The following is a 24572-nucleotide window of genomic DNA, read 5'->3' as shown; positions in this document are numbered from 1 at the left end:
TGGCAAGGCAAATTCAACTCTTTAATGACAAAACAGCACAGTAAAGGAGGCAATACAACTGGCCCGATCGGGCCAGCAGAGAGGGTCAATTAACGGTTGGCCTGGTTGTCATCCTCGTCGTCGCCGTCCTCTTCAGCGAACGGATCGTCGTCATCCAACGATAATCCTTCCAGCTCAGACATGTCCTCTTCGATATTGCTGATATCAAACAGGTCATCTTCGCCATCACCGCTTTGAACCGGTGGCACCACGGCATCTTCAGCCCGGCCTTCATCCAATTCACCGAGGTAATCCTGAGACGGTTGCTCCGGTTCGGGTTCTTCAAGATCCATTGGATCACCCAGGTCCAACTCACTGGGTTCCAGCTCCAACTCAGGGTCGACTTGATCACTGACCAGTGGCGCCTCACCGTCCCAGTCAGCCAGCTCAGGAACGTCGTCTTCTCCAAAGCCGGCGGCCAGGTCCAACTCATCGACGTCGTTACTGCGGATATCCGGTGCCGGATCTTCTTCAAGGTCATCCTTGTTGCCGCGCAGTTTGCCGCGGTATTCCAGGCGCCGGAAGAAGGCAAAGAAGGCCAGCAACACCAGCAACCCTGGCGCTGCATACAGCATGTACCGCAACCATGGAATATTGCGCTGTGGACCGGCGTCGGAGTTGCCTTCCCAGTCATCTTCCTCATCCGGCATCGCTTCGTCGGTGTCACTGGTTGACTCAGCGTCCGCCATCGCCGGCGACATTGAATCATTGGCAGGCGCTGTCGACGGCGCTGATAAATCCGAGGTGATCTCGGCAAAGCGTGGCATGGGTTCCTTCACATAAGGAATCGTTTGCTCCGGCGCTTCTGTGTCGGCGCTCGCCATATCGGCATCGTCGGCCATGGAGTCGTCCATCTCACCGGCCATGGTGTCTTCATCACGGGCCGATGCAGCGTCGTTGGCTGCTTCGGCTTCCGCCTCGGCGGCTTCTGCCATGGCTCTGGCTTCTGCCTCCGCTCGAGCCTCAGCAGCGGCTTCTGCTTCAGCTGCCGCTTGTGCTGCTGCACGGGCCTGCTGAGCCGCTTCGGCCGCCGCTTGCGGATCCCAAATGCGTGGCAGAGCCGGATCGATTGGCAAGGTCAGTGTCAGTGGATCAACGCCCAGATCATTCACCGCGCGACCCTCAAAGCGCATATCACCGAGCACCTTGAGTTGGTAGTCGCCGGGCTCAGCATCACCATCCAGGGTCATGCTGTAATAGCCACCGCTTTGCATTTCAAACGCCATTTCACGTTCCCAGCCTTGCGGACTGGTGACATGGGCGCGCAAATCTTCATCGCCGGGAAGCAATTCCGAATGGGCCGGATAGAGCCGCCACTGATAATCGCCATCGACGACCAGCACTTCCGACATAAAGGGCGGACGGTTCTGGAAGGTTCGACGCAACAGCCGCTGGAACGTACCGCCATCAACACGCACTGCTACGGTCAGCGGACCTTCGTCATAAACATTGGGCAAATTACCGGCCAGCACACCACTGCGCCAGCGCACACCGCTGCGAACGTCGCCGTTCACAGTAACCGTGGGCTCCATCACCTCGGTCAATTCATCCGGTACCGGTTGACCATTTTGATCGACCGCTTCCAGTTCCATATGGATCGGTTGACCCATCAGCGCGACCGAACCGCTCGGCTGACGCCAACGCAGATTCATGTCGGATACCACTGATACCCGTGAACCTTCGCTGACCTGACCGGTGATCGACCAGCGACCGGTTTGCGGCTGGCGCTGAGTCACCAGGGTATAGCCTGGCCCAACTCGCCATTGTTGACCCAGCGTCGGCGACAACGCCGTACTGGTTTCGCCACTGGGACTGACCAAGCCCATCTCGCCACGCTCATGCAGCACTAGGGCGGTTACTTCGGAAATCTGCGAGTCGACCTCAAAGCCGGCATTCTCAATCGGAATTTCGTTACCGGCATCAACGGCTTGCAAGACGTCGAGGATAAAAGACTGAATATCATCGGCTGATGAAACTTGAGAAAACACGCCACCGGATTGGCTGGCCATCTGCTCAAGCAAGCCGGTATCGGCTGCATCGGTCAACGCCAGACTGTGGATGCGGGCGCCTGCGTTGGCGTAACGCGGTAATACGGAATTAAGAATACGATCCCGCTCAACCTGATTGACCTGAGCGTTGGGGGCGATGTCTACCTGACCGTCGGTAATCAGCACCACGTCGGTAGGTGCCTGATAGGTGGAATAGCCAAAATCGTAACTGGCCTGATCCATAACCGCACCCAGGTTAGTACGCTGCGCAATGGGCTCCAGCGCTTCAACGGCCGAACGCGCCTGCTCACGCCATTCGTCGTCAACGGTATCGTGCTCAACCAACAAATTGACGTATTGCCCAAAGGTCCAGATGCCGGCTTCACTGCCGTCGGTCAGTGAATCAATGAGCAAGTTAATGGCTGGCGTTCGCTGATTCTGCGGATCGGTTTGCACCATGGACCCGGAGATATCAATCAGTACACGGACATCAGTCGGTGTCTGCGTCGTTTCTTCAGCGGCCAGGTTGGTCCAGGCAAAGACCAGCAAGGTCGATATCAGGCGGAAAAACAGTCGCACGGAATTCGCACACTCAGTCGTTTGGAATCGGTTTTCTATAGATCGGCCGAGACTGCGTGGCCTTGAGGCGGGAGCGAGGACCTCCTTGTCCTCAATCACAAATTCTTGGCTGGATGATCAGCTCATCCGGGCCAAAAGACGGCGTCCACCGTCGGTCAGGTGCCAACGCACACCCTGCTTACCGGTGATGCGACCCGCCAAATTGCGCGCCACCATGATCTCCAGTGTCTTGACCATAGTGGGTTCGTCTACATCCACTTCTTTGCACAGACCACCCAGTGAACGGAAAATATACCGACCGTTACCCAGTGTTTTGAGAACATTGGCGGTGGTGACATCGGGCTCTTCTTCCGGCGTCAGCGGTTCCGGTTCAATTTTAAGGTCTTCTTCGGTTTCCGTTTCAATTAACGGACGCAACTCGCTTTGCACCAAATACAGTTCGTGCATCACCCGATCGGATTGCTCGCGCGCACGACGGGCTTCGGACAGAATCCGATCCGACACACTGGTCACCAGGAAACGACTGGCTATCGCCGCAATCAGACAGAAGCCGGTGAAAATCAGAAAACGGGTGGAATCCTGGCTGCTTTCAGTGATCAGGTCGCTGTTTACCAACGCCAAAATCACCGGAACCAGAAACGATGCGCCAATGCCCACAACCAGACTGCGCGGCAGACTGGTGGTGTCCGGGTCGTATTGGGACTGCATGTAGTAATTTACCAGTCCGCCAAAAACGCCGGCCATGAGCATAACGGCAACTAGAACAAAAATATGGTTGGCCATGCCTACTCCTTGAGTGCCCCTAAGGGAAAACGGGCGGTTTTCCGCCTCTTTCGTAACAACTAAACGGTCTAAGGTATAGCAGAATGCGTGCCGGAATAAAATTCAGCCGGTCTCACCCTCTGCGCTTGCTTCCTTTTCGTACGCCTTCATGGCCCGCATGCGCAAACCAATAGAAACCAAAACGATCAGCAATGTGCCGACCAGTATGGCTTGAATCATTGGCATCAACACTTGCAGCGCCCCGCCGACACCGACATCGAGAAAGTCGAAGGCACCGACAATAATTGCCGGCGCATAATAGGGCTCCGGCTCGGTAGCTTGCCAGGGCGTCAGCACCACGCACAAATAGAGCCAGGTCAACCACCAACGCAGTGGTCGCCACGGCAGCAACTGGCCGAAACGCCAGACCACGACTAAAAACCCGACCACACCCAAGCCGTATACCGTGGCCGCTGACCAATACAGATCTTCGTAGATCATCCGTTCACCTTTACCGATACCTCTTAGAGGTTATCAATGATGTATTCTTCCCAGTCCTGCTCCGGCACGCTGTTATCGGCAACGAGTGCCCAGTGTGCAATGGATTCGCCTTGCTGATGAATGCGCTGATCGTCACCGGCGACTAACGGATGCCATTCCGGTAAATCACGACCTTCCGCGACCAACCGATAGGCACAGGTCGACGGCAACCAAAAGAAATCGTCGACGTCATCCGGCGTCAGCCAGACGCAGTTCGGCACCAATTTCTGGCGTGTTTCATACACACTGCAGCGGCAGTCTGAGGTCATATAATGACAGACCAAGCGAGTGGCGTAGACCTCACCACTGTCTTCATCCTGCAATTTCTGCAAGCAACATTTGCCGCAACCATCGCACAGCGACTCCCATTCGCGGCGACTCATCTGTGCCAGCGTTTTGGTGCGCCAGAAAGGCTGTTGCATGGCCATCAGCTGTCTCGCTGCCAATTGGCCAGGCTGTCGGTCGACGGCGGCATCTGCAAATAAAAGCCCTTCTCGACAATGGCGTCGAGCACACGTGTTACGTCTACTCGTGCTAAGCGGCGCTCAGGCGTCAACAATAAATCCATCACGTGTTCGGGCTCGCCAAACTGCGTTTGCAAGGCGTCAGGCAACTGATCAAAGGCGGCTGGGCGTGCCAGATAGAGATACATTTCCGCGCGACGCGGGGAGCGAAAGATACTCACCAGCGCGCGTTCATTCGTCGGCTGCATCACGCTGCTCCTCTAAATACTGCACCAGCGGCTCGGCCACTAATGATTGACGCCAACCCTGCAACGGAGCAGGCACCTGATACTCACCTTGTGGATAGCCGCTGCGAACCAAGGCTTCCAATTGTTTGCGCCGCGCCAAGACTTCAACCGGCACCGACAATTGCTCGGCTAATTCGCCCAAATGCGTTTTCAGATCACGCATCAAATCGGCCTGGGCGACGGGTAAGGGGCCTGGAACACGCGCCGGCCACTGCTCACGCGGTGAGGCCTTCGCTTGGTCCAGAATGTTGAGAATCGCATCCCCAAAGAGCCGAACCTTGCGCGGATGCAACCCTTTAAGGTTACCCAACGCCGCAAGACTGGTCGGCATTGTATCGGCGACCTGTATGATCTCAGCGTCAGAGAGGATGCGCGACCGGTTAACGTCTTGCTCGCGTGCTTGCAGCTCGCGCCACTGGGCCAGCTGCTGTAACGCCATCAAGCGCTCACCTTTAAGCTTCCAGGCACCCCGCAGGCGCAGGTAATAGACGGCCGGATCGGTCGGCAGGCTGTCAGCAGCAGCACGATTGCTGTCTTCGACAACCCAATCGAATCGTTTCTGATCACGCAGGGCTGGCGCCAGACGATTGAACAATTTTTCCAGCCAATAGACGTCCGCGGCGGCATATTCGCATTGCACCGCATCCAATGGACGTTTCAGCCAATCGCTGCGCGTGGCTTCTTTGGGCAGCTGTACATCAAACTCAGCCGCCACCAGTCGGGCAAAGCCCATCTGCAGATCGTGGTTGGCCAGTGCCGCGGCAATCTGTGTATCGAACACCGGGGCCACCCTGGCTCCGGTGCTGTTCAACAGCACTTCGGCGTCTTCGGATAACGAATGAAAGACTTTAATGATGGCCGGGTTTTCCAGAATCTCGACCAGCGCAGACCAATCAGAAATGGTCAGCGGGTCAATCAAACTGCAGCGACCGTCCAGCGCCACCTGAATCAGCCCCAGACGGGCAAAGTACGTTTCGGTGCGGACAAACTCGGTATCCAGTGCCAAGACGTCGGCACTCGACCAAAGCTGGCAGGCTTCAGCCAAAGCCGAATCACCCGCGATCCAGATGGGGCTTTCAGTCATGCTCGAAGCCAAGCTTCCTCCGATCGCTGAGCGCATGAGACAGTGTACTGCTATCGACCCGACCCAGCTCCCGGCCCGACGGAACACCCTGAGCGAGGCGAGAAATCTCGATGCCCAACGGCCGCAACTGCTCAATCAAATAATGGGCTGTCGCTTCGCCTTCCATATTGGCGTTGGTCGCCAAAACGACTTCGCGAACACCCCCCTCGCCCACCCGCGAGACCAACATCGGCACACCCAGTTCGTCCGGGCCAATGCCATCAATGGGCGACAGCTGACCCTGCAAAATAAAGTAGTGCCCGTTATAACTGCCAGACATCTCGATGGCTTCGCGGTCGGCGGGCGTTTCCACCACGCACACCAACGACGCATCACGGTCGGTATCGCTGCACACTTCGCACAAGGCCTGCTCACTGAGTGCACGACAACGCTCACAGTGGCGGACTCCATCGAGTGCCGTCGCTAATGCCTTAGACAGCGCTGCCGCCCCATCGCGATCACGTTCCAGCAATTGCAACGCCATGCGTTGTGCCGAACGCGACCCAACCCCAGGCAATACCTGGAGCGCATCCATCAATTGTTCGGTCAGTGGGGTGTAACTCATGTTCAGCCGTCTTAGAAAGGCATCTTAAAGCCCGGCGGTAATTGCATACCGGCGGTCACCGACGACATCTTATCTTGGCTGTAGGCTTCAACTTTGCGCACGGCATCGTTCACCGCAGCGGCAAGCAAATCTTCCAACAGCTCTTTGTCTTCCTGCATGACCGAGTCATCCAGAGACACTTGCTTAACGTCGTGGCGACCATTCATCACCACCTTGACCAGGCCCGCACCGGATTCGCCTGTCACCTCGGCGTTGGCGACTTCCTCCTGCATGCGCTGCATATCTTCCTGCATCTTCTGGGCCTGTTTCATCAGATTACCCATGCCACCTTTCATCGTTTCAGGCTCCTGTCGGTAAAGGGTTAAAACGGGGTTGAACGGTATCGGTGCGCAGCTCGGCTGCAAAATCAGTAACCAGAGACTGAATAAACCGATCCTCTTGCAAATCTGTCACCGCCTGCTCCCAGGCAGCGCGGTTCAATTGATCAAGCCACAGTTGAGGCGTCTGCTCGGGCGCGCCGAATTCGTAATCAAAGCCCTGAAAATCTGGCAAGACCGTGGCCAACGCTTCACGCAACCGCTGACTGTGGGTGTCGTTCATCAACTTGCGATAATTCGTGGCAATCAACAGTTGGGCGCGGCCCTGAGCGTAGCCCTGCCACTGCGAATGGGCAAAGAGCGTCCGGGTCATACCGCTCAGTCCCAACTTATACAAAGTCACCTGCCACCAGTGCTTCGGGTCAGTCTGAAAATCCACGTCCGGCCAGCGCGCCGGATTGACGGCATCATCCTCAGCCGTCGGCGCAGACTGAACCGGCGCTGGCTCGACGGTCGCCTGAGGTTCTTGAGGGGCTGGCACAGCAGCCGGCTCAGGCTCCACAGCGCCCTCCTCGGGTTCAGGCATGGGGGCGACCTCAGACTGATCACCGGCCTCTTCCCAGGGAGGTAATGCCTCGGATTGCGCGCCGCCGCTGACGGCCTCTGACTCAACAAGAGCTTCTGGCGCCGCGGCTTCAACCATGGGTTCCGCTGCAGGCGTTGCCGCTGGCTCGGTCACAGCGTCAGTCTCGGTATGAACAGGCTCTGAGGCCGACACCACCGCTACATCCGAACTAGGGGCTTGAGCTGGAACGGCTTCGGACTCAACCGTTCCAGTTTGTTTTTCGGTGACTTCCGCCGGCTCCGGTGCGGCAGTGATGCCGTTTTCCACCGGCGCGGTTTGTGACGGCGGTGTCGAGGCTGACGACGCAGGCTCAGGGTCCGCCGACTGAGGATCGGCGATCGTCTGTCCCGCCAAAGGCGGTAGGTCCGAAACCGAACGCGCCGGGCTTGGGCTGAATGCGAGCATCCGCAACAGCGCCATTTCAAAGCCAGCCCGCTCACTCGGCGCCAGCGCTAAGTCTTTCACCGATGCCGTACCCAGCTGATAGAACAGATGTACATCTTCCGGTTGGGCGACCTGCGCTAAAGCGGCCAGGGCATCACGGTCGCCTTTGGAATTATCCAAAGCGTCGGGGGCAGCCTGAGCAATCGCTACTCGGTGCAGCGTCGACAACAATTCGTTCATCAGCGCCCGAAAATCCGGGGTATGCTCCGCCAGTTCGGCAACTTGCGACATCAATCCAGCCGCGTCTTTCTCGACCAGACTGCGCACCAAATTCAGCACCCGCTTAAGGTCGACAGTCCCCAGCATGGCCGCGACTTCCGTTTCGCGCAGCTGACCTTCACCAAAGGCAATGGCCTGATCGGTCAAACTGAGCGCATCGCGCATACTGCCGGCGGCGGCTTCTGCCAACAGCCACAACGACGGATCATCATAGGGAACCTGCTCTTGCACCAGAATGTGCTGCAGATACCCGACAATACCCTCGCGCGTCATACTTTTGAGATTGAACTGCAAACAGCGCGACAACACCGTCACCGGCAATTTCTGCGGGTCGGTGGTGGCTAATAGGAACTTGACGTGCGGTGGTGGCTCTTCGAGCGTCTTCAGCAAGGCATTGAAGCTGTGCGTCGACAGCATATGCACTTCGTCGATCAGATAGATCTTGTAACGACCGCGCGTCGGTGCGTATTGGACGTTATCGAGCAGTTCACGAGTGTCTTCTACCCGGGTGCGCGATGCCGCATCAATTTCCAATAAATCGACAAAACGCCCTTCAGCAATCTCGCGACAGGCCGAACATACTCCACAAGGACGCGAACTGACGCCTTCTTCACAGTTAAGGCTTTTGGCCAACAGGCGCGCCAGCGTCGTTTTACCCACACCTCGGGTGCCGGTAAACAAATAGGCGTGGTGCAGCCGCTGCTGATCCAGGGCGTTGACCAGGGCTTTAAGGACGTGAGCCTGGCCCACCATGTCGGAGAAGGTGGCCGGGCGCCACTTGCGTGCCAGTACCTGATAGGACATGACGGCTCGGGGTTGCGAATTCGACGGACGCCTATCCTAACCGGGATGAGCTGGCGCTGCCAGATGGTTAAGAAAAAACGAAGTAAAACAGAGGCTTAGAAAGACTGGGTGGCGGCTCCACCAGCCACACCCCGGCACCCGATACAGCCGCTACCGTTGCTCCCTTCCGGGCCTGGCGGGATTCACGACTTCTCGTTGCGGGGGGACCGGCAGAGCCACCCTAACAGAGCGCGGCATTATGCCTGCCTAAATAAAAATCTCAAGCACTGTGCAGCTTCTATACTGGTGTTAGAAGTTCTGAACCCATTACCAACTGGCACTGCATTGCCAAGCGAGCATCGACTATGAAACGCCCTGAACCCACGTTGCAATTCCGGCTACTCTTGGCCATTTTCATCAGCATCTTGGCCATGGTTATTATCGCCTTCGCCGGCATTTTTTCCATGCAGCGCTCCGTCGACAAACTGGAAACTGTTCTGACGGACCTGAAGTCGCTGGAAAAGAACGCTGACCTGGCCAATCTGGACTTCAAACGCCAAGTGCAGGAATGGAAAAATGTGCTGCTGCGCGGCCAGGACCCAGAGCGGATGGAACGCTACTGGGGAAGCTTCCTTGCGCTGCAGGACGATGTCCAAAATCGCGTCCAGGCGCTCGTCGATGGCCTCTCCGATTACCCTGAACTGCAGGCCACGGCCGAACAATTCCTTATTGATCATCGCAACATGGGCACGGCCTATGGCGAGGGTCGCCAAGCCTTTATTCGCAGCGGTTTCGATCACACCGCAGGCGACGCGGCGGTATCGGGCATTGACCGCGCGCCGTCCGCTGCGATGGAAGACCTCGGCTTGCAACTGTCCGAGCGGGCCAACTCAGCGACCACTGAAGCCAGTCAGCATGCTGATACCACCTTGATCGTTTCATTGAGTTTAGCCGTGGCTTGCAGCCTGGTTATTCTGGGTGCCATCTTGATGTTTGTTCGCTTATCGATCATTAAACCCATCCATCAACTCAAAGCCGGTGTGCAGCATATTCAGCACGGCCAATATGATCAGCCGATTGAGTTAAACCGTCGCGATGAACTGGGTGATCTGGCGCGGACGATCGATTTTCTACGCAGCTTCCTTCATGAAATGATCAACGACCTGGAACGCAACGCTACCGCTCTACAGAACGCCGTCGGCAAGCTCGACACCATGTCCGGTGGTATTGCTCGTACCACGGCGGAGCAAAGCGATTTAAGCCACCAGGTCGCCACCGCAATCGAGGAGATGGAAGCGGCATCACGCGAAGTTGCGGGCAATGCATCGGAAACCGCTGAAGCGACCAGCCATACCGAAAAACTGGCGCGCAGTGGTGGCGACTCGATGCAACGTGCGCAACAAACCATGCAAAAGCTGGTCAATGATACAGAATCAACGGCCGAATCCATCACTCGCCTGGCTCAAGAGTCGGAAAACGTAGGATCGGTACTGACGGTGATTAAAGGCATTGCCGAGCAAACCAATCTGTTGGCTCTGAACGCTGCCATTGAAGCAGCCCGTGCGGGCGAACAAGGCCGGGGCTTTGCAGTTGTCGCCGACGAAGTGCGTTCACTGGCAGAAAAAACCCAGCAGTCGACGGTTGAAATTCAAAATATTCTGGAATCCATCCGTGGGGGTGCCGAAGAGTCGGTGCGCGCCATGGAAACCGGTCGCGTTCAAACCGAATCCACGGCGAGCCAGGTCGTCGAAGTCGGCACCCATTTGGACGAAATTCTGGTTGCCATTACCCAGATTAACGAAAAAAACCAGCAGATCGCCACTGCCGCAGAAGAGCAAACCAGTGTGGCTGGTTCGCTCAGCGAATTGATCATGAAAATTCGTAATCTGGCGGAAGATACCTCAGGTGAAAGCCGCGATGCCCACGCCTTAAGCGAAGAATTATCAACCCTGGCGTCGGATTTTAATCGCCACCTGACGCGGCTGCGCAGTGGTCAACAGTAATCCACCCGGCAGGCTATGGCGTATTCGCTGTTTTGAATATCAGGTTGAGAGCACACCATGTCGAAACTGACACTGGCAGTCAGCAGTTGTTTACTGGGTGAGGAAGTGCGCTTTAATGGCGGCCATAAGCTGCATCGTTGGCTCACGGAATCGCTCGGCCAGTTCGCCGATTTCCGTCCTTTCTGCCCAGAAGTTGGCATCGGGCTGGGCATCCCCCGAGAAACCATTCGACTGATCCAAACAGACAGCGGCACACGCGCGGTAAACAGCAGCGATGACAGCGTCGATCACACCGACGCTTTGCGCGAGTATGCGCACAGCGTTTTACCGCAACTGGACGACATCGACGGCTATGTCTTGATGCAAGGCTCGCCCTCGTGCGGCATGGAACGCGTCAAACTTTATACCGACAAACCGGTACCGGAAAAAACCGGCGTTGGCATTCATACTCAAGTCATTCTGGAGCATCGGCCCTGGCTGCCGGTCGAAGAAAGTGGTCGCCTGAGCGATCCTGGATTGGCCGAAAATTTTGTACAACGCCTGTACGTTTATCATCAGTGGCGAACCGAACAACCCTGGCAATCCGCTAAAGGGTTAATCGACTTTCATTCCAGACAAAAATATCTGCTGATGATGCACGACTACAATCGCTACAAGTCGCTCGGCCAATTACTGGCTGATCTAAGCGACCGAAATCAGTTAGCAGAGCTCGGTCATCGCTATTTAACAGAGCTGATGAGCGCCTTGAAAAAAGTGCCCAGTCGCGGCCAGCGCGTCAATGTATTGCAGCACTTAATGGGCTATTTCAAACAGCAACTGAGCGATAAAGAAAAGGCATCGCTGCGACACAGCATTGACCAATACCAGCAATCCATCGTGCCGTTTATCGTGCCGATTGCCATGCTCAAACATTACGTTTTTCTGCATGGAGAAGACTTCCCTTATCTGCGCCAACAAACGGTACTTGATCCTTACCCCGAATCACTTGGACTGCGTAACCCAATTTAACCACCAGTGAACCAAACCACCCTCGGCGTACGTACAAGGATGTCAGCGTCATTCATTGGATCAGCCACTTAAGGACTTGCTGTGACCGCTACACACCTGGTTTGGTTTCGCAACGATTTGCGGACTCACGACAACGCCGCTTTGACCCAGGCTTGCGCACTGGCTGGCAAAGAGGCCCGCGTCCAGGCGGTATTTTTGTGGACACCGCAACAATGGGACCGGCACGACTACGGTCAACCGCGACGCTTCGCCTGGCTTGACGCCTTACGCACCCTGGAGCAACGGCTGGCTCGTCTGGGTATTGGCCTTTCACTGATTGAGTCCATCGACTGGCAGGCGGGTGTTGCCGACTTAATGCACCTAGCCCAGCAACTGAACGCCCGCTCCATTAGTTTTCACCGCGAGTTTGGCTGGGACGAAGTCCAGCGCGATCAGCGAGCGTTGACACACGCACAACAGGCCGGACTGGACACCCACATCTATGAAGACCGGGTGACCCGCGAACCGAGCCAACTGCTGACCGGCCAGGGCGAGATGTATCGCGTTTTTACACCCTACAAAAAGAACTGGTTACGCCAGCAAAACAACGCGCCATTAACAGCGCCTTTGCCGGAACCGGAACCCGTTGGACCGGCCATAAAACCTTGCTGCCGTTTTCCGGACGTACCCTCGCCCGACATCGTCGAACTGCCGTTAAACGAAAACAGCGCCCTCAATCAACTGGACGAATTTTTAAGCTCAGCCGCACGCGACTATCAACAGCAACGGGATTTCCCTGGCACTGAAGGGACATCACGTTTATCGGCTGCGCTGGCGAACGGCGCCATCAGCTTGCGCCAGTGCCTGTATGCTTGCTTGCAGCATCCGCAGGACGACAGCGCTGGCTTACAAACCTGGCTATCGGAACTGATCTGGCGCGAGTTCTATCACTACTTATTGTACTGGCGCCCTGAGCTGGCGAAGCATCAACCCTTTTACAGCCGCTGGGATGCGTTTCCATGGCGCGATGAAGCGGCACTATTGCGCGGCTGGCAACAGGGTCAAACCGGCGTCCCGATTGTCGATGCTGGCATGCGGCAACTGGCTCACACCGGCTGGATGCATAACCGCGTGCGCATGATTGTTGCGATGTATCTGGTCAAAATCCTGCAGATCGATTGGCGCGAAGGTGAACGCTGGTTCGCGCGCTCGCTACTCGACATCGATTTCGCCAGTAACAATGGCGGCTGGCAGTGGTGTGCCGCGACCGGTGTGGACGCCGCGCCCTACTTCCGCATTTTTAATCCCACCACGCAATCACAACGCTTTGATCCTGACGGCGACTACATCCGTCGCTGGGTGCCGGAACTGGCATCACTGAACAACAAACACATACACGAGCCACCGACGATGCCGGATTACCCGGCACCGTTAGTGGATTATTCCCGCGCCCGCGCAGAGACGCTGGCGCTGTTCAAGCAACTTTAACCAGACCACAAACCAGGCACACAACCATGTCTATGATCGAACGCATTCAAACACTCTATGCTGATTTAGGGCCCGACAACGTTACTCGCGACCGGCTGGCACAGGTCTATGGTGAACAGGTGGTCTTTATCGATCCGATGCATCGCATCGACGGGCTGGATCAATTGGAAAATTATTTCGTCAATCTGTACCGCAATTTGGACACCATTAACTTTCGCTACTTGAGTCACTGGGAGAACGAAAGTGAAGCCATGCTGCGCTGGGAAATGACCTACGCCCATCCCAAAGTAGCCGGCGGTCGACCCATCACCATGCCCGGCGTAACGTATCTGCAGTTCGATGAGCGCATTCAACTGCACCAGGATTATTTCGACAGCAATCAGATGCTGTTCGACCACCTGCCGGTTATCGGCTCCATTCTTGGCTGGCTGAAAGGCCGACTGAACAACTGAGAACATTTGGGAATCGTTTTATGAGCAGTCAACGCATTGCCATCATTGGCAGCGGTATCGCCGGTCTAACAACCGCTCGCTTGTTGCACGAGCACTACAACATCGAAGTTTACGAACAAAACGAAGTGCTTGGCGGCCATACCCATACCCAAGACATTGAAATCGATGGCCAAGTTTATCCGGTCAACACCGGATTTATCGTTTACAACGACTGGGTTTATCACAACTTCAATCGCTTGATGGCGCCGTTGGATGTTGAACGTGAAGCCACTGAGATGAGTTTCAGTGTGCGCGATGACGCCAGCGGCCTGGAGTACAATGGCCACAATCTGGATTCGCTGTTTGCCCAGCGCCGCAATATTTTCCGGCCGTCATTCTGGCGGATGTTGTTCGACATCTTGCGGTTCAACAAACGCAGTCAGGCTGATCTGGAAGCCGGGCGGCTGACACCGGAACTGACGTTGGGCGAATACCTGCGCAATGGGGGTTATGGCCGGACCTTTGTCCATCACTACATCATACCGATGGGCGCAGCGATCTGGTCTTCGGGCGAAGCCGAAATGGAAGCATTCCCGGCGCTATTTTTTGTGCGTTTTTTTAAAAATCACGGTTTACTATCGGTCAAAAATCGCCCCCAGTGGTACGTCATTAAAGGCGGTTCTCGCGCTTACATTGATCCGTTAATTGCGCCCTTCCGGGACAAGGTCCACACCTTGCACCGCATTGAACGGGTTGAACGCGACGCCGATGCTGTAACCCTGCATTTTTATAACGGACATCAGGAACGCTTTGACCAGGTTGTATTCGCTTGTCACAGCGACCAGGCACTGTCGATGCTCGCCGACCCAACCGAGGAGGAACAACAGATTCTCGGTGCCATTCCCTACAGTCAAAACGAAGTGGTGCTGCATACCGATGACAGTTTATTACCCAATCGGCGTAAAGCCTGGGCGGCGTGGAACTATCATCTACCGGAACAGGCGGGTGAAGACGTCGGTCTGACGTACAACATGAATATCCTGCAAAATTTCAGCGATGCGCCTGTTACGTTTTGCGTGACGTTGAATCGCACCGATCAGATTTCACCGGACAAAATCATCAATCGCTTTAACTATGCCCACCCGGTGTTTTCTAAGGCAGGTATTGAAGCGCAACAACACTATCATCGCATCGGTAATCGCAACCGCAGCCATTTTTGTGGCGCCTATTGGTTCAATGGTTTCCACGAGGATGGCGTTAACAGCGCGTTGCGCGTGGTTAAAGACTTAGGAATTGAACCATGGCAATGAACAGTCGCCTGTATGAGGGCTGGGTCCGACATCGTCGCTATGCGCCTCGCGACCACCGTCTGAATTACCCGCTCTTTATGCTGTATCTGGACTTGGATGAAATGGATGAGGTGTTTGCGCAATCCTCATTCTGGTCGCGCGAGCGGTTTAACTGGGCCAGCTTTCGGCGCAGCGATTATTTTGCCGCCCACAAACACGACCTGAAAGCGGCCGTCATTGAGCGCATGGTTGAGTTAAGCGACATTGATCCCGCGCGATTCCATTCCGTGCGCATGCTGACGCACCTGCGTTATCTCGGCATTTCGTTTAACCCGGTCACGATTTACTACGCCTTTGATGATCAAAATAATCTACTGGCCATCATGCCGGAAGTGACCAACACGCCCTGGGGTGAGCGGCATCAATACGTGCTGACAGTAAAACCCGGTGATGGCGGGCACGAACCCAAGCGTCAACATCGTCATTATCAGGAATACCATCTGGCCAAGGCGTTTCACGTTTCGCCTTTTCTACCCATGGATATGGACTATCGTTGGGTATTCGGGGCACCGGAACAAACGCTGCGAGTGCATTTGGAAAATTATCAAGATGGCGAACGGCGCTTTGACGCGACGCTGGTTATGGAAGCCAATGAAGTTAATCGTCGCAATATGAATCGTGCGCTCATCCGTTTTCCGTGGATAACCGTAAAAGTCGTAACCGGCATTTACTGGCACGCCTTAAGGCTCTGGTTGAAAGGCATTCCCTTTTACCCTCATCCGAACAAGGACAAGAAGGAAACATCGGCATGACCATCGCTTCAACGCAATCGACCTCGCGCTCGGCAACGCTGAGCCGACGACTGCTGTTCAAAGCCCTCAGTCGATTCACTCAAGGCTCCCTGACTCTGGAAGACTCCGAAGGCCGACAGGTTTTCGGCCGACTCGACAGCGCGGGACCACACGCTCACGTCCGCATTCACAACACCCGTGTGTATCGCGAAATGTTAACCGGTGGCGATCTGGCCGCTGCCGAATGTTATGTCGCGGGCTTCTGGGATACGCCCGACCTCACCGCGGTGGTACGCGTGTTCGCGGCCAACCTCGATACCACGGGCGGTCTCAATAAAACACTCGGCCGCCTGACCAAACCGCTGCTGCGTTTTGCACACTGGCTGAACCGCAATGACAAAGCCGGTTCGCGACGCAATATTCAAGCGCACTACGACCTGGGTAACGATCTGTTCGAAACCTTTCTCGACCCATCGATGATGTATTCCAGTGCTTTTTATCCAGATGAAACCACTTCACTGGAAGACGCACAGCGGTTTCGACTCGATCGCATCTGTCAAAAACTGGCACTCACGGCCGACGACAACTTGCTGGAAATTGGCACTGGTTGGGGTGGGCTGGCAATTCATGCGGCTCAGCATTATGGGTGTCGCGTCACAACGACCACCATTTCTGATGAGCAGTTCGACTACGCCGCCAAACGCATCAAAGCGGCTGGGCTGGACGATCGCATTCAATTGCTCAAACAGGATTATCGCGACCTGGAAGGCCAGTATTCCAAGTTGGTATCGATCGAGATGATCGAAGCGGTTGGCCACGATTATCTGCCCAGCTATTTCCGCGTGCTGTCTGAACGACTCGACGACGAGGGGGTTGCCTTGCTGCAATGCATCACCCTGCCCGACCAACGTTACGATCGCTACCGCAAAAGCGTCGATTTTATTCGTAAATATATTTTCCCCGGTGGTCACCTGCCGTCTTTGTCAGTACTGCAAGATAACCTGAAGCGCCATACCGACTTGCAGACACTGCATCTGGAAGACATGACCGAACACTACGCCCTGACGTTGAACGAGTGGCATCGACGGTTTCTTCACGCCCGTGATGAATTGTTGGCATTGGGTTATGACGACAGTTTCCAGCGGCTGTGGCGCTACTACTTTTCCTATTGCGAAGGCGGCTTTGCCGAACGCGCCATTAATACGCATCAAGTGGTCTTTGCCAAAGCGGGCCACCGCCGTTTGTGGGTTACGCCGTGAACACAGCAACGACACGGGCGTTGTTCAATTACGCGGGATTCCAGGGTGGTTGGTTTCTGTTGGTGCTCACACGGTCGCCCTGGGCCTTAGTCTGGGTGGCTGTTTTTATGCTGTGCCATTACCGCTGGTTGGCGCAACCCGGCGAATGGCATCGCGTGATTCCCGTGATGATGATCGGTGCCATGATTGACCTACTGTGGCATCTCTCACCCTGGGTTGAGTTTATAGGGGCCGGTTGGCCAATGCCGCTGTGGCTCACGGGCTTGTGGCTCATGTTTCCGCTGACCTTAAACCACTCATTGGCATGGCTGGCCAATAGACCACTGCTGCAAATCCTGGGCGGGGTTTTTGGGGCCGGTGGCAGTTATCTGGGCGGCGCAGCTCTAGGTGCGGCCGAGGTATCCGGCCCTGCTTGGTGGTTGATTCCGCTCGGATGGGGACTGTGGTTGCCGCTGTTTTATCGGTGCAATCGCACTCTGGCACTTAAAGCGACGACGGCGTCATCATGATTCGAACTGCTTTATGGACCGCTTTCTTGTGCGCAACCGCCGGTGTACAGGCGCAGAGTTTTACAGGCACTGCTTATGCACTCGACAGCGACCGCGTGCTTTACCAGGAACGCCACGAGCTGACACTGGAAGACGGCCAACCAACCGTTGAGCAGGTCCGCTACGTTGCCCCAGATGGTCAGTTATTGGCTGAAAAAAACATGACCTATACCGAGCTGGCCCGCCCCGGTTATACATTGATATTGAATCAACCAGAACGAACTGAGCGTGTTGAGCCTGACCGCACGGGCGTCAATGTCATCAGCCGCAAAGAAGGCCGTCTCGACTGGCCCGATCAAACCGCCGTCATTGATGCGGGTTTCCACTACTTTATTCTGGATAACTTTGACGCACTCGAAAGCGGCACTGCGCTAGACTTCCAATTCCTGACTCCCAGCCGGCTCAGTTGGATTGCACTGTCCATCGAACCAGAAACGCCACAAGGCGATCAACTGGTGCTGCAACTGCGTCCGCAAAGCCGAGTGCTGCGTTGGCTGGTCGATCCGATCGAACTCACTTACAGCCGCAGCCAGCAACGCTTACTCCAATACCGGGGTCTAACCAACCTGCCAAATGGCGACGAGGGCAACTTCAAAGCCCGCATCGTCTATCAATATCCGGAGACAGCACCATGAACCGCTCAATGATTGCCAGCCGCCTGAGCTTGGTCACCGGCCTGGTGTTATCGGCGCTACTGGTCGGTTGGATGCTGTTCACCTCGCCCTGGGATCGCTTCAGCAGCGAAGGCAATTGGTTGCTCAGTCACCGCTGGGGGCAAATCGCCCTGCTCGATCTGTACGCCGGTTTCTTTCTCGCTCTGGCGCTGGTCTGGCGGTTTGAACCCCAGCGTTGGCTGTGTTGGGTCATGACCGTTGCACTGCCATTACTGGGCAATCCAGTATTGGCGCTGTGGCTCATCTGGCGCTGGCGCACACTGCTGGTAATGGCGCCAAATCGGGAAATTGGCTAAGCTGTCATTATTCGTAAAGATCTCGCCCTACCGGGCCCTGACGGCTGGTCAGCATGTCTTCAGCAGTATTTAAATCGACACTACTACAGCATTTGTCTTTTCGGTTGGCCCGTACTGGCGTCATCCTGGCGCTGGTCGTCAGTCTGGTCACGTCCGGCTTTCAGGTTTTTCTCGACTATCAAGACGAACAAAGTTCCCTGAATGATTCCATTGAACGGGTCATGAACGCCTCCCGCTTTGCTGCGTCTCGTGCTGTCCATACGCTCGATTACAACCTGGCCAGTGAAGTGGTCGACGGCATGTTTGTCTACGACTTCGTCAATTCCGTCACCATCCTCGATGAACTCGGCAACCCTCTGTCGCAGCGCAGCGCCGATGTCTCTGAGCGTCGCGCTCACTGGTACGAACCCTTTATTGGCAATCCGACGCAACAACTGGAAACCCGGCTGGAAACCGATGCCATGGGCAGCGATGTTTATGGTGTGCTGCGCATGGAACTCGATATGGTCCTAGCCTATGAGAGTTTCGTGGATCGTGCGCTGTCGACACTGCTGCTAGGCGTGGCCAAAAATTTCGTTTTGATTCTGTTGTTTCTGGTGCTGTTTTATCGACTGGTAACGCACCCGGTAAATCAGCTATCGACATCGCTTGACGCCATCGATCCAAAGAACCCGGCCGGACGTCGGTTACCGGTTCCTAAAGGTCATGAAGACGATGAAATTGGTCAGCTGACCACCAACATCAATCTGCACCTGAACAGCGTTGAACAATTGATTCGCGACAACAGCGTCGCCCGCCATGAAGTGGAAGAGTCGTACGACAATATGCGGCGGTTAATCGATAACCTGCCGCACATGATTTACGTCAAAGACGCCAGCGGTCATCTGGTTCTGGTGAACAAAGCCTATGCCCGTGCCTTTCAGCAAAGTGTCGAACAATTGACCGGACAACATCAGTCGGCGCTGCTCAATGTCTACGAAGAAAAGTCCCGCGAACTGCTGCAAGATGCCGATGCCAAAGTGCTGAGTGAACAACACAGTTTGTTTATTCCTGAATTCGAATGGGTCGACCCTGCCGGTAATTACACCGCTTTAGAATTGCGCATTCTGCCGCTGGAATTTCGCGGTGAGCCCGCCATCTTATCGGTCGGTGTGGACATCACCGAACGTAAGCGTAACCAGGCGCGCATGCAGCACATGGCGTATCACGATCCGCTGACGGATCTGCCCAATCGACACCTGTTTCTCGACCGGCTCGATCAATCATTGCGCCGCGCCAGCCGCTCGAATCAATTGGGCGCTTTGATCTTTATTGATTTGGACAATTTTAAAGACATCAATGATTCACTCGGTCACGCCGCTGGCGACAGCGTCTTGCGTCAGGCCGCCGTTCGGTTGTCCGACGTGGTTCGAGGCGAAGACACCGTCGCCCGATTGGGGGGCGATGAATTTGTCGTCTGCCTGGCGGACTTGGGCACCCATGCCGACGAAGTCAGCCAACTGGCCGGCCATCGCGCGGAAGCGTTGCGTTCCGTTATGGCAGCCCCCTTTGTTATCAATGGCAGTCGTTTAAATGTCACCGCCAGCCTCGGTATCGCGCTTTTCCCGGATGGTGAGGTGACCGCTTCTGACCTGCTACGCAACGCCGACACCGCCATGTACCAGGCTAAATCGCGCGGCAAAGACACGGCCATCTTATTTGAACAAGCCATGGCCGAAGCCACGGCTTTCCGCCTGACCATGGAAAACGATTTGCGCCGGGCTTTGCACGAAGAAGAGTTCTTTTTAACCTTTCAGCCGCAAGTGGATTCCAGCAACGACCGCATTATTGGCGCCGAAGTCCTTATGCGTTGGCAGCACCCCGAACGCGGCATTGTGTCTCCGGTGGAATTTATTCCCGTTCTGGAAAGCATGGGGTTGATTGTCCGGGTCGGTGAATGGACCTTACGTACCGCCTGTGGAATTTTGCGCGACTGGATGGATCGTGGTTTGTGGACACGTGATCAGGTGATGGGCATTAACATCAGTCCACAACAGTTCAGCCAACCGGAGTTTTTCGATCAGGTGCGCAAAGCCATCGACGACAGCGGCATTCCGCCTCAGTGCATCGACCTGGAAATCACCGAAGGCATGGTGATTCACGAAGTGGAAGAAACCATCGTGCGCATGCACCAGATTCGTGATTACGGCGTGACCTTCTCCATCGATGATTTTGGCACCGGCTATTCCAGTTTGTCGTATCTGAAGCGACTGCCACTGGACGTGCTGAAAGTGGATCAATCCTTCGTGCGCGACATCAACACCGATACCAACGACGCGGCCATCGTCGAAACCATTCTGGCCATGGCGCGCCACCTGAACCTGCAAACCATTGCCGAAGGCGTGGAGACCAGTGATCAGTTAAACTTCCTCGAATCCAAAGGCTGTTCGCGCTATCAGGGTTACTTGTTTGCGCCACCGCTGCGACAAGACGAGTTCGAACAGTTGCTGAACCGCCAGCACAGCCTCAGTGAAATTCTCTAATTTCGCGTCCGATTCAACCTCATCGGCGCATCTTCAAGACGAGTCAATATTGTGACCTTCAGTGTTAAGGAAATGTTCTACACCCTGCAGGGGGAAGGCGCCCAGGCCGGTCGCCCTGCGGTCTTCTGTCGTTTTACCGGCTGCAACCTCTGGAGCGGTCGAGACCAAGATCGAGCCACGGCCGTGTGCACCTTTTGCGACACCGATTTTCTCGGCACCGATGGCCCCGGTGGCGGACGTTTTGCCGATGCTCAGTCACTCAGCCGGGCAATTGCAGCTTTGTGGCCAGAAGAAACCGACGGCACACCCTATGTGGTTTTTACCGGTGGCGAACCCAGTTTGCAGTTAACCGAAGCGTTGATCGACCAACTGCATTCCGCGCACTTCGAATGCGCCATCGAAACCAATGGCACCCGACCGTTGCCGGCGAATCTCGACTGGATTTGTGTCAGCCCCAAAGGCAACAGCGAAGTCATCATTCAACGCTGCAATGAACTGAAACTGGTCTACCCTCAGCCGGAAGCGCCACCGGAGCGGTTTGCCAGTATCGAGGCGAGTTATCGGTTTCTCAGCCCGCTCAATCCCTTTGATGCCGCCCAGATTGCGCCGGCTCAGCAATCGTCAACCCGTGCGGCTATCGACTATTGTCTAGCTCACCCGCAATGGCGTTTAACCGTGCAGATGCACAAGGTCGTGAACATCGCTTAACGCGGGGTTTTAGGAGTTTTCGGGCCAACCATCATTCATGGCGTGAATACTGTTCATAAAAGCCCTTTACTTAACTTTTGTACTAGAATTCACTAAACTTCCGCGCCATTCAGCCAGTCCCGGTTGCGTTATGCCCACCCAACCGTCGACACCCTTGGCGTAGCCACCCACCGTTTGGAGAGAGTTATCGTGTTAGAAGCTTACCGACAAGACGCGCAAGCGCGCGAGGCCCAGGGAATCCCTGCCAAGCCGCTCAATGCCGAGCAAGTGACCGAACTGGTGGAGTTGCTGAAAAACCCACCGGCCGGTGAAGAAGCCTTCGTTAAAGACCTGCTGGTCAACCGCGTCCCGCCGGGTGTGGACGAAGCCGCTTATGTTAAAGCCGCCTTTCTGTCGGCCATCGCCAAAGGCGAAGCTCAGTCTCCGCTGATCGATAAAAAAGAAGCCACTCAACTGCTCGGTACCATGCAGGGCGGTTACAACATCGAAACGCTGGTTGGCCTACTGAAAGACAGCGAACTGGCTGATGTGGCTGCTGAAGAACTGAAACACACTCTGCTCGTGTTCGATGCGTTCCACGATGTCGACGAACTGGCCAAAGCCGGTAACAGCGCCGCTAAAGCGGTGATGCAATCCTGGGCCGACGCCGAGTGGTTCCTGAACAAAAAAGAAGTGCCGGAAAAAATCACCCTGACGGTTTTCAAAGTCACGGGTGAAACCAACACCGATGATCTGTCACCGGCACAGGATGCCTGGTCACGTCCGGACATCCCGCTGCACGCTCTGGCCATGTACAAGATGAAGCGTGATGGTCTGAACCCGGATAAAGACGGCGAAATCGGCCCGATCCAACAGATCGAAGCATTGAAAGAAAAAGGCCACCCGGTCGTACTGGTCGGCGATGTGGTCGGTACCGGTTCTTCACGTAAGTCCGCAACTAACTCTGTGCTGTGGCACACCGGTGACGACATTCCGTTCGTCCCGAACAAACGCACTGGCGGTTACGTTTTGGGCAGCAAAATCGCGCCCATCTTCTTCAACACCATGGAAGATGCCGGTGCACTGCCGATCGAAGTGGACGTCGATAAGCTGGAAATGGGCGATGTCATCGACCTCTATCCGTTCGAAGGCAAGGTTGAGCGCAACGGCGAAGTCATGGCCGAGTTCTCACTGAAAACTCAGGTGCTGCTCGACGAAGTACGCGCCGGCGGCCGTATTCCGCTGATCATCGGCCGTGGTCTGACTGATCGTGCCCGCGAAGCCATGGGTCTGGAGCCGAGCACTGTCTTCCGTCGTCCTGGTGATGTCGCCGACAGCAACAAAGGTTACACCCTGGCACAGAAGATGGTGGGTAAAGCCTGTGGCGTTACCGGTGTTCGCCCGAATCAATACTGCGAACCCAAGATGACCACTGTTGGCTCTCAGGACACCACCGGTCCGATGACCCGTGACGAACTGAAAGACCTGGCGTGCCTGGGGTTCTCATCCGATCTGGTAATGCAGTCGTTCTGTCACACCGCGGCCTATCCGAAGCCGGTCGATATTGAAACTCAGCACACCCTGCCCGACTTCATCAAAAACCGTGGCGGTGTGTCACTGCGTCCGGGTGACGGCATCATCCACTCCTGGCTGAACCGTATGTTGCTGCCCGATACCGTTGGTACCGGTGGTGACTCTCACACCCGTTTCCCGATGGGCATTTCCTTCCCTGCCGGTTCCGGTCTGGTGGCTTTTGCTGCCGCGACTGGCGTGATGCCGCTGGATATGCCGGAATCGGTTCTGGTGCGTTTCAAGGGCAAGCGTCAACCGGGCATCACCCTGCGTGATCTGGTCCACGCTATTCCTTACTACGCTATCCAGCAAGGTGAGCTGACCGTTGAGAAGAAAGGCAAGAAAAACGTCTTCTCCGGCCGCATCCTGGAAATCGAAGGTCTGGAAGATTTGACCGTCGAGCAAGCCTTCGAACTGTCGGACGCCTCCGCTGAACGTTCTGCGGCGGGTTGCACCATCACCCTGTCGGAAGATTCCGTCGGTGAATACCTGCGCTCCAACATCGTGATGCTGCGCTGGATGATTGCCAACGGTTACGGCGACGCCCGTACTCTGGAACGTCGCGCCAAGGCAATGGAAGAGTGGCTGGAAAGCCCGAACCTGATGCGCGCCGATGCCGATGCGGAATACCACACCATCATCGAAATCGACCTGGAAGACATCAAAGAGCCGATCCTCTGTGCGCCAAACGACCCGGACGACGCTCGCAAGCTGTCTGAAGTGGCTGGCGACAAGATCGACGAAGTCTTCATCGGTTCGTGCATGACCAACATCGGTCACTTCCGCGCTGCCGGTAAACTGCTGGACGCGCACAACGCGCCGATCTCCACACGTCTGTGGGTATCCCCACCGACCAAGATGGATCAGGCTCAGTTGATGGAAGAAGGCTACTACAACATTTTTGGCCGTGCCGGTGCACGTACCGAGATGCCAGGCTGTTCACTGTGCATGGGTAACCAGGCGCGTGTTGCGGCGAAGTCGACCGTCGTATCGACCTCTACGCGAAACTTCCCGAACCGCCTGGGCGACGGCGCTGACGTCTACCTGGCGTCTGCCGAACTGGCTGCGGTATCCGCTCTGTACGGCAAGCTGCCGACGCCAGAGGAGTACCTGAAGATCGCCGCTGAAATCGACAGCATGGCCAGCGATGTGTATCGCTACCTGAACTTCGACCGTATGGACGAGTTCGTTAAAGCCGCCGATTCAGTAATCGCGACTTCAGCGGCCTGAACCTTGGCAAGCTGACACAAAAAACCCCGCCAAGGCGGGGTTTTTTTATAACTTTAAAAA

General features: G+C 55.7%; 22 protein-coding genes and 1 other RNA gene. 13 read left to right on the top strand and 10 right to left on the bottom strand.

What is annotated here, in order from left to right; translation table 11 throughout:
• Window positions 1-89: 89 nt before the first annotated feature.
• The 10 genes from BGP77_RS12625 to ffs all read right to left on the bottom strand — a co-directional run bounded on the left by BGP77_RS12625 (window position 90) and on the right by ffs (window position 8968).
• On the bottom strand, window positions 90-2606 hold the full coding sequence (locus BGP77_RS12625) for a vWA domain-containing protein (RefSeq protein WP_108165083.1): 2517 nt from the start codon (window positions 2604-2606) through the stop codon (window positions 90-92).
• 117 nt (window positions 2607-2723) lie between these two features.
• Window positions 2724-3389 (bottom strand): YEATS-associated helix-containing protein, encoded by a 666-nt coding sequence (locus tag BGP77_RS12620; protein WP_108165082.1) that lies wholly within the window; start codon window positions 3387-3389, stop codon window positions 2724-2726.
• A 102-nt stretch (window positions 3390-3491) separates the two neighbouring features.
• A complete protein-coding gene (locus tag BGP77_RS12615) occupies window positions 3492-3869 on the bottom strand; it encodes a hypothetical protein (protein ID WP_108165081.1) in 378 nt (125 codons plus the stop codon).
• A 23-nt stretch (window positions 3870-3892) separates the two neighbouring features.
• A complete protein-coding gene (locus BGP77_RS12610) occupies window positions 3893-4336 on the bottom strand; it encodes a YcgN family cysteine cluster protein (protein ID WP_108165080.1) in 444 nt (147 codons plus the stop codon).
• Window positions 4336-4620 carry a YcgL domain-containing protein gene (locus tag BGP77_RS12605; protein ID WP_108165079.1) on the bottom strand — a complete coding sequence of 95 codons (285 nt, stop codon included), beginning with the start codon at window positions 4618-4620 and terminating at the stop codon, window positions 4336-4338. Before BGP77_RS12605 ends, BGP77_RS12610 begins: the two co-directional genes overlap by 1 nt.
• A complete protein-coding gene (gene rnd / locus BGP77_RS12600; protein WP_158269367.1) occupies window positions 4604-5743 on the bottom strand; it encodes a ribonuclease D in 1140 nt (379 codons plus the stop codon). The genes BGP77_RS12605 and rnd overlap by 17 nt, the downstream gene beginning before the upstream one ends.
• Window positions 5736-6347, bottom strand: a complete 612-nt coding sequence (gene recR / locus BGP77_RS12595) for a recombination mediator RecR (protein WP_108165077.1) — start codon at window positions 6345-6347, stop codon at window positions 5736-5738. Before recR ends, rnd begins: the two co-directional genes overlap by 8 nt.
• Before the next feature lie 11 nt (window positions 6348-6358).
• Complete coding sequence (locus BGP77_RS12590) at window positions 6359-6682, bottom strand: YbaB/EbfC family nucleoid-associated protein (protein ID WP_108165076.1); 324 nt, start codon at window positions 6680-6682, stop codon at window positions 6359-6361.
• Between the two features lie 4 nt (window positions 6683-6686).
• A complete protein-coding gene (gene dnaX / locus BGP77_RS12585; protein ID WP_108165075.1) occupies window positions 6687-8756 on the bottom strand; it encodes a DNA polymerase III subunit gamma/tau in 2070 nt (689 codons plus the stop codon).
• Window positions 8757-8871: 115 nt separating this feature from the next.
• Window positions 8872-8968: signal recognition particle sRNA small type (gene ffs / locus BGP77_RS12580), an RNA gene on the bottom strand.
• Between the two features lie 132 nt (window positions 8969-9100).
• Here ffs and BGP77_RS12575 point away from each other — a divergent pair.
• The 13 genes from BGP77_RS12575 to acnB all read left to right on the top strand — a co-directional run bounded on the left by BGP77_RS12575 (window position 9101) and on the right by acnB (window position 24512).
• Complete coding sequence (locus tag BGP77_RS12575; RefSeq protein ID WP_108165074.1) at window positions 9101-10738, top strand: methyl-accepting chemotaxis protein; 1638 nt, start codon at window positions 9101-9103, stop codon at window positions 10736-10738.
• A 57-nt stretch (window positions 10739-10795) separates the two neighbouring features.
• The gene (locus BGP77_RS12570) at window positions 10796-11746 is read left to right on the top strand and encodes a DUF523 and DUF1722 domain-containing protein (protein ID WP_108165073.1); all 951 of its coding nucleotides are present in this window, start codon (window positions 10796-10798) and stop codon (window positions 11744-11746) included.
• A gap of 81 nt (window positions 11747-11827) precedes the next feature.
• Window positions 11828-13213: a deoxyribodipyrimidine photo-lyase gene (locus BGP77_RS12565; protein ID WP_108165072.1), complete on the top strand. Its 1386-nt coding sequence runs from the start codon at window positions 11828-11830 to the stop codon at window positions 13211-13213.
• 26 nt (window positions 13214-13239) lie between these two features.
• Entirely contained in the window at window positions 13240-13665 is a 426-nt protein-coding gene (locus BGP77_RS12560) for a nuclear transport factor 2 family protein (protein ID WP_108165071.1), read from the top strand.
• 20 nt (window positions 13666-13685) lie between these two features.
• Entirely contained in the window at window positions 13686-14954 is a 1269-nt protein-coding gene (locus BGP77_RS12555) for an NAD(P)/FAD-dependent oxidoreductase (protein ID WP_108165070.1), read from the top strand.
• On the top strand, window positions 14945-15745 hold the full coding sequence (locus BGP77_RS12550) for a DUF1365 domain-containing protein (protein ID WP_199224275.1): 801 nt from the start codon (window positions 14945-14947) through the stop codon (window positions 15743-15745). The genes BGP77_RS12555 and BGP77_RS12550 overlap by 10 nt, the downstream gene beginning before the upstream one ends.
• Window positions 15742-16983 (top strand): cyclopropane-fatty-acyl-phospholipid synthase family protein, encoded by a 1242-nt coding sequence (locus BGP77_RS12545; RefSeq protein ID WP_108165068.1) that lies wholly within the window; start codon window positions 15742-15744, stop codon window positions 16981-16983. Before BGP77_RS12550 ends, BGP77_RS12545 begins: the two co-directional genes overlap by 4 nt.
• A complete protein-coding gene (locus BGP77_RS12540; RefSeq protein ID WP_158269366.1) occupies window positions 16980-17492 on the top strand; it encodes a DUF2878 domain-containing protein in 513 nt (170 codons plus the stop codon). Before BGP77_RS12545 ends, BGP77_RS12540 begins: the two co-directional genes overlap by 4 nt.
• The gene (locus BGP77_RS12535; RefSeq protein WP_108165066.1) at window positions 17489-18166 is read left to right on the top strand and encodes a hypothetical protein; all 678 of its coding nucleotides are present in this window, start codon (window positions 17489-17491) and stop codon (window positions 18164-18166) included. Before BGP77_RS12540 ends, BGP77_RS12535 begins: the two co-directional genes overlap by 4 nt.
• Window positions 18163-18501 carry a hypothetical protein gene (locus BGP77_RS12530; protein WP_108165065.1) on the top strand — a complete coding sequence of 113 codons (339 nt, stop codon included), beginning with the start codon at window positions 18163-18165 and terminating at the stop codon, window positions 18499-18501. Before BGP77_RS12535 ends, BGP77_RS12530 begins: the two co-directional genes overlap by 4 nt.
• A 53-nt stretch (window positions 18502-18554) precedes the next feature.
• Window positions 18555-21023, top strand: a complete 2469-nt coding sequence (locus BGP77_RS12525; RefSeq protein WP_108165064.1) for a bifunctional diguanylate cyclase/phosphodiesterase — start codon at window positions 18555-18557, stop codon at window positions 21021-21023.
• A 51-nt stretch (window positions 21024-21074) separates the two neighbouring features.
• Window positions 21075-21731 (top strand): 7-carboxy-7-deazaguanine synthase, encoded by a 657-nt coding sequence (gene queE / locus BGP77_RS12520; RefSeq protein WP_255414359.1) that lies wholly within the window; start codon window positions 21075-21077, stop codon window positions 21729-21731.
• Window positions 21732-21920: 189 nt separating this feature from the next.
• Window positions 21921-24512, top strand: a complete 2592-nt coding sequence (gene acnB / locus BGP77_RS12515) for a bifunctional aconitate hydratase 2/2-methylisocitrate dehydratase (protein WP_108165062.1) — start codon at window positions 21921-21923, stop codon at window positions 24510-24512.
• The last annotated feature ends 60 nt before the right edge of the window (window positions 24513-24572 follow it).

This window comes from Saccharospirillum sp. MSK14-1, from assembly GCF_003054965.1.
In the GTDB taxonomy this organism is placed as follows: domain Bacteria; phylum Pseudomonadota; class Gammaproteobacteria; order Pseudomonadales; family Natronospirillaceae; genus Saccharospirillum.
The sequence above is the reverse complement of the archived record's forward strand: the minus strand, read 5'-3'. Positions and strand labels throughout refer to the sequence as shown.

What these genes read in the sequence shown, in the direction of transcription:
- dnaX (WP_108165075.1), bottom strand. Translation starts at nt 8,756, where the DNA reads ATGTCCTATCAGGTACTGGCACGCAAGTGGCGCCCGGCCACCTTCTCC.
- BGP77_RS12620 (WP_108165082.1), bottom strand. Translation starts at nt 3,389, where the DNA reads ATGGCCAACCATATTTTTGTTCTAGTTGCCGTTATGCTCATGGCCGGC.
- BGP77_RS12555 (WP_108165070.1), top strand. Translation starts at nt 13,686, where the DNA reads ATGAGCAGTCAACGCATTGCCATCATTGGCAGCGGTATCGCCGGTCTA.
- BGP77_RS12530 (WP_108165065.1), top strand. Translation starts at nt 18,163, where the DNA reads ATGAACCGCTCAATGATTGCCAGCCGCCTGAGCTTGGTCACCGGCCTG.
- BGP77_RS12575 (WP_108165074.1), top strand. Translation starts at nt 9,101, where the DNA reads ATGAAACGCCCTGAACCCACGTTGCAATTCCGGCTACTCTTGGCCATT.
- BGP77_RS12545 (WP_108165068.1), top strand. Translation starts at nt 15,742, where the DNA reads ATGACCATCGCTTCAACGCAATCGACCTCGCGCTCGGCAACGCTGAGC.
- BGP77_RS12610 (WP_108165080.1), bottom strand. Translation starts at nt 4,336, where the DNA reads ATGGCCATGCAACAGCCTTTCTGGCGCACCAAAACGCTGGCACAGATG.
- BGP77_RS12535 (WP_108165066.1), top strand. Translation starts at nt 17,489, where the DNA reads ATGATTCGAACTGCTTTATGGACCGCTTTCTTGTGCGCAACCGCCGGT.
- BGP77_RS12570 (WP_108165073.1), top strand. Translation starts at nt 10,796, where the DNA reads ATGTCGAAACTGACACTGGCAGTCAGCAGTTGTTTACTGGGTGAGGAA.
- rnd (WP_158269367.1), bottom strand. Translation starts at nt 5,743, where the DNA reads ATGACTGAAAGCCCCATCTGGATCGCGGGTGATTCGGCTTTGGCTGAA.
- BGP77_RS12615 (WP_108165081.1), bottom strand. Translation starts at nt 3,869, where the DNA reads ATGATCTACGAAGATCTGTATTGGTCAGCGGCCACGGTATACGGCTTG.
- BGP77_RS12605 (WP_108165079.1), bottom strand. Translation starts at nt 4,620, where the DNA reads ATGCAGCCGACGAATGAACGCGCGCTGGTGAGTATCTTTCGCTCCCCG.
- BGP77_RS12590 (WP_108165076.1), bottom strand. Translation starts at nt 6,682, where the DNA reads ATGAAAGGTGGCATGGGTAATCTGATGAAACAGGCCCAGAAGATGCAG.
- recR (WP_108165077.1), bottom strand. Translation starts at nt 6,347, where the DNA reads ATGAGTTACACCCCACTGACCGAACAATTGATGGATGCGCTCCAGGTA.
- BGP77_RS12525 (WP_108165064.1), top strand. Translation starts at nt 18,555, where the DNA reads ATGTCTTCAGCAGTATTTAAATCGACACTACTACAGCATTTGTCTTTT.
- BGP77_RS12550 (WP_199224275.1), top strand. Translation starts at nt 14,945, where the DNA reads ATGGCAATGAACAGTCGCCTGTATGAGGGCTGGGTCCGACATCGTCGC.
- BGP77_RS12560 (WP_108165071.1), top strand. Translation starts at nt 13,240, where the DNA reads ATGTCTATGATCGAACGCATTCAAACACTCTATGCTGATTTAGGGCCC.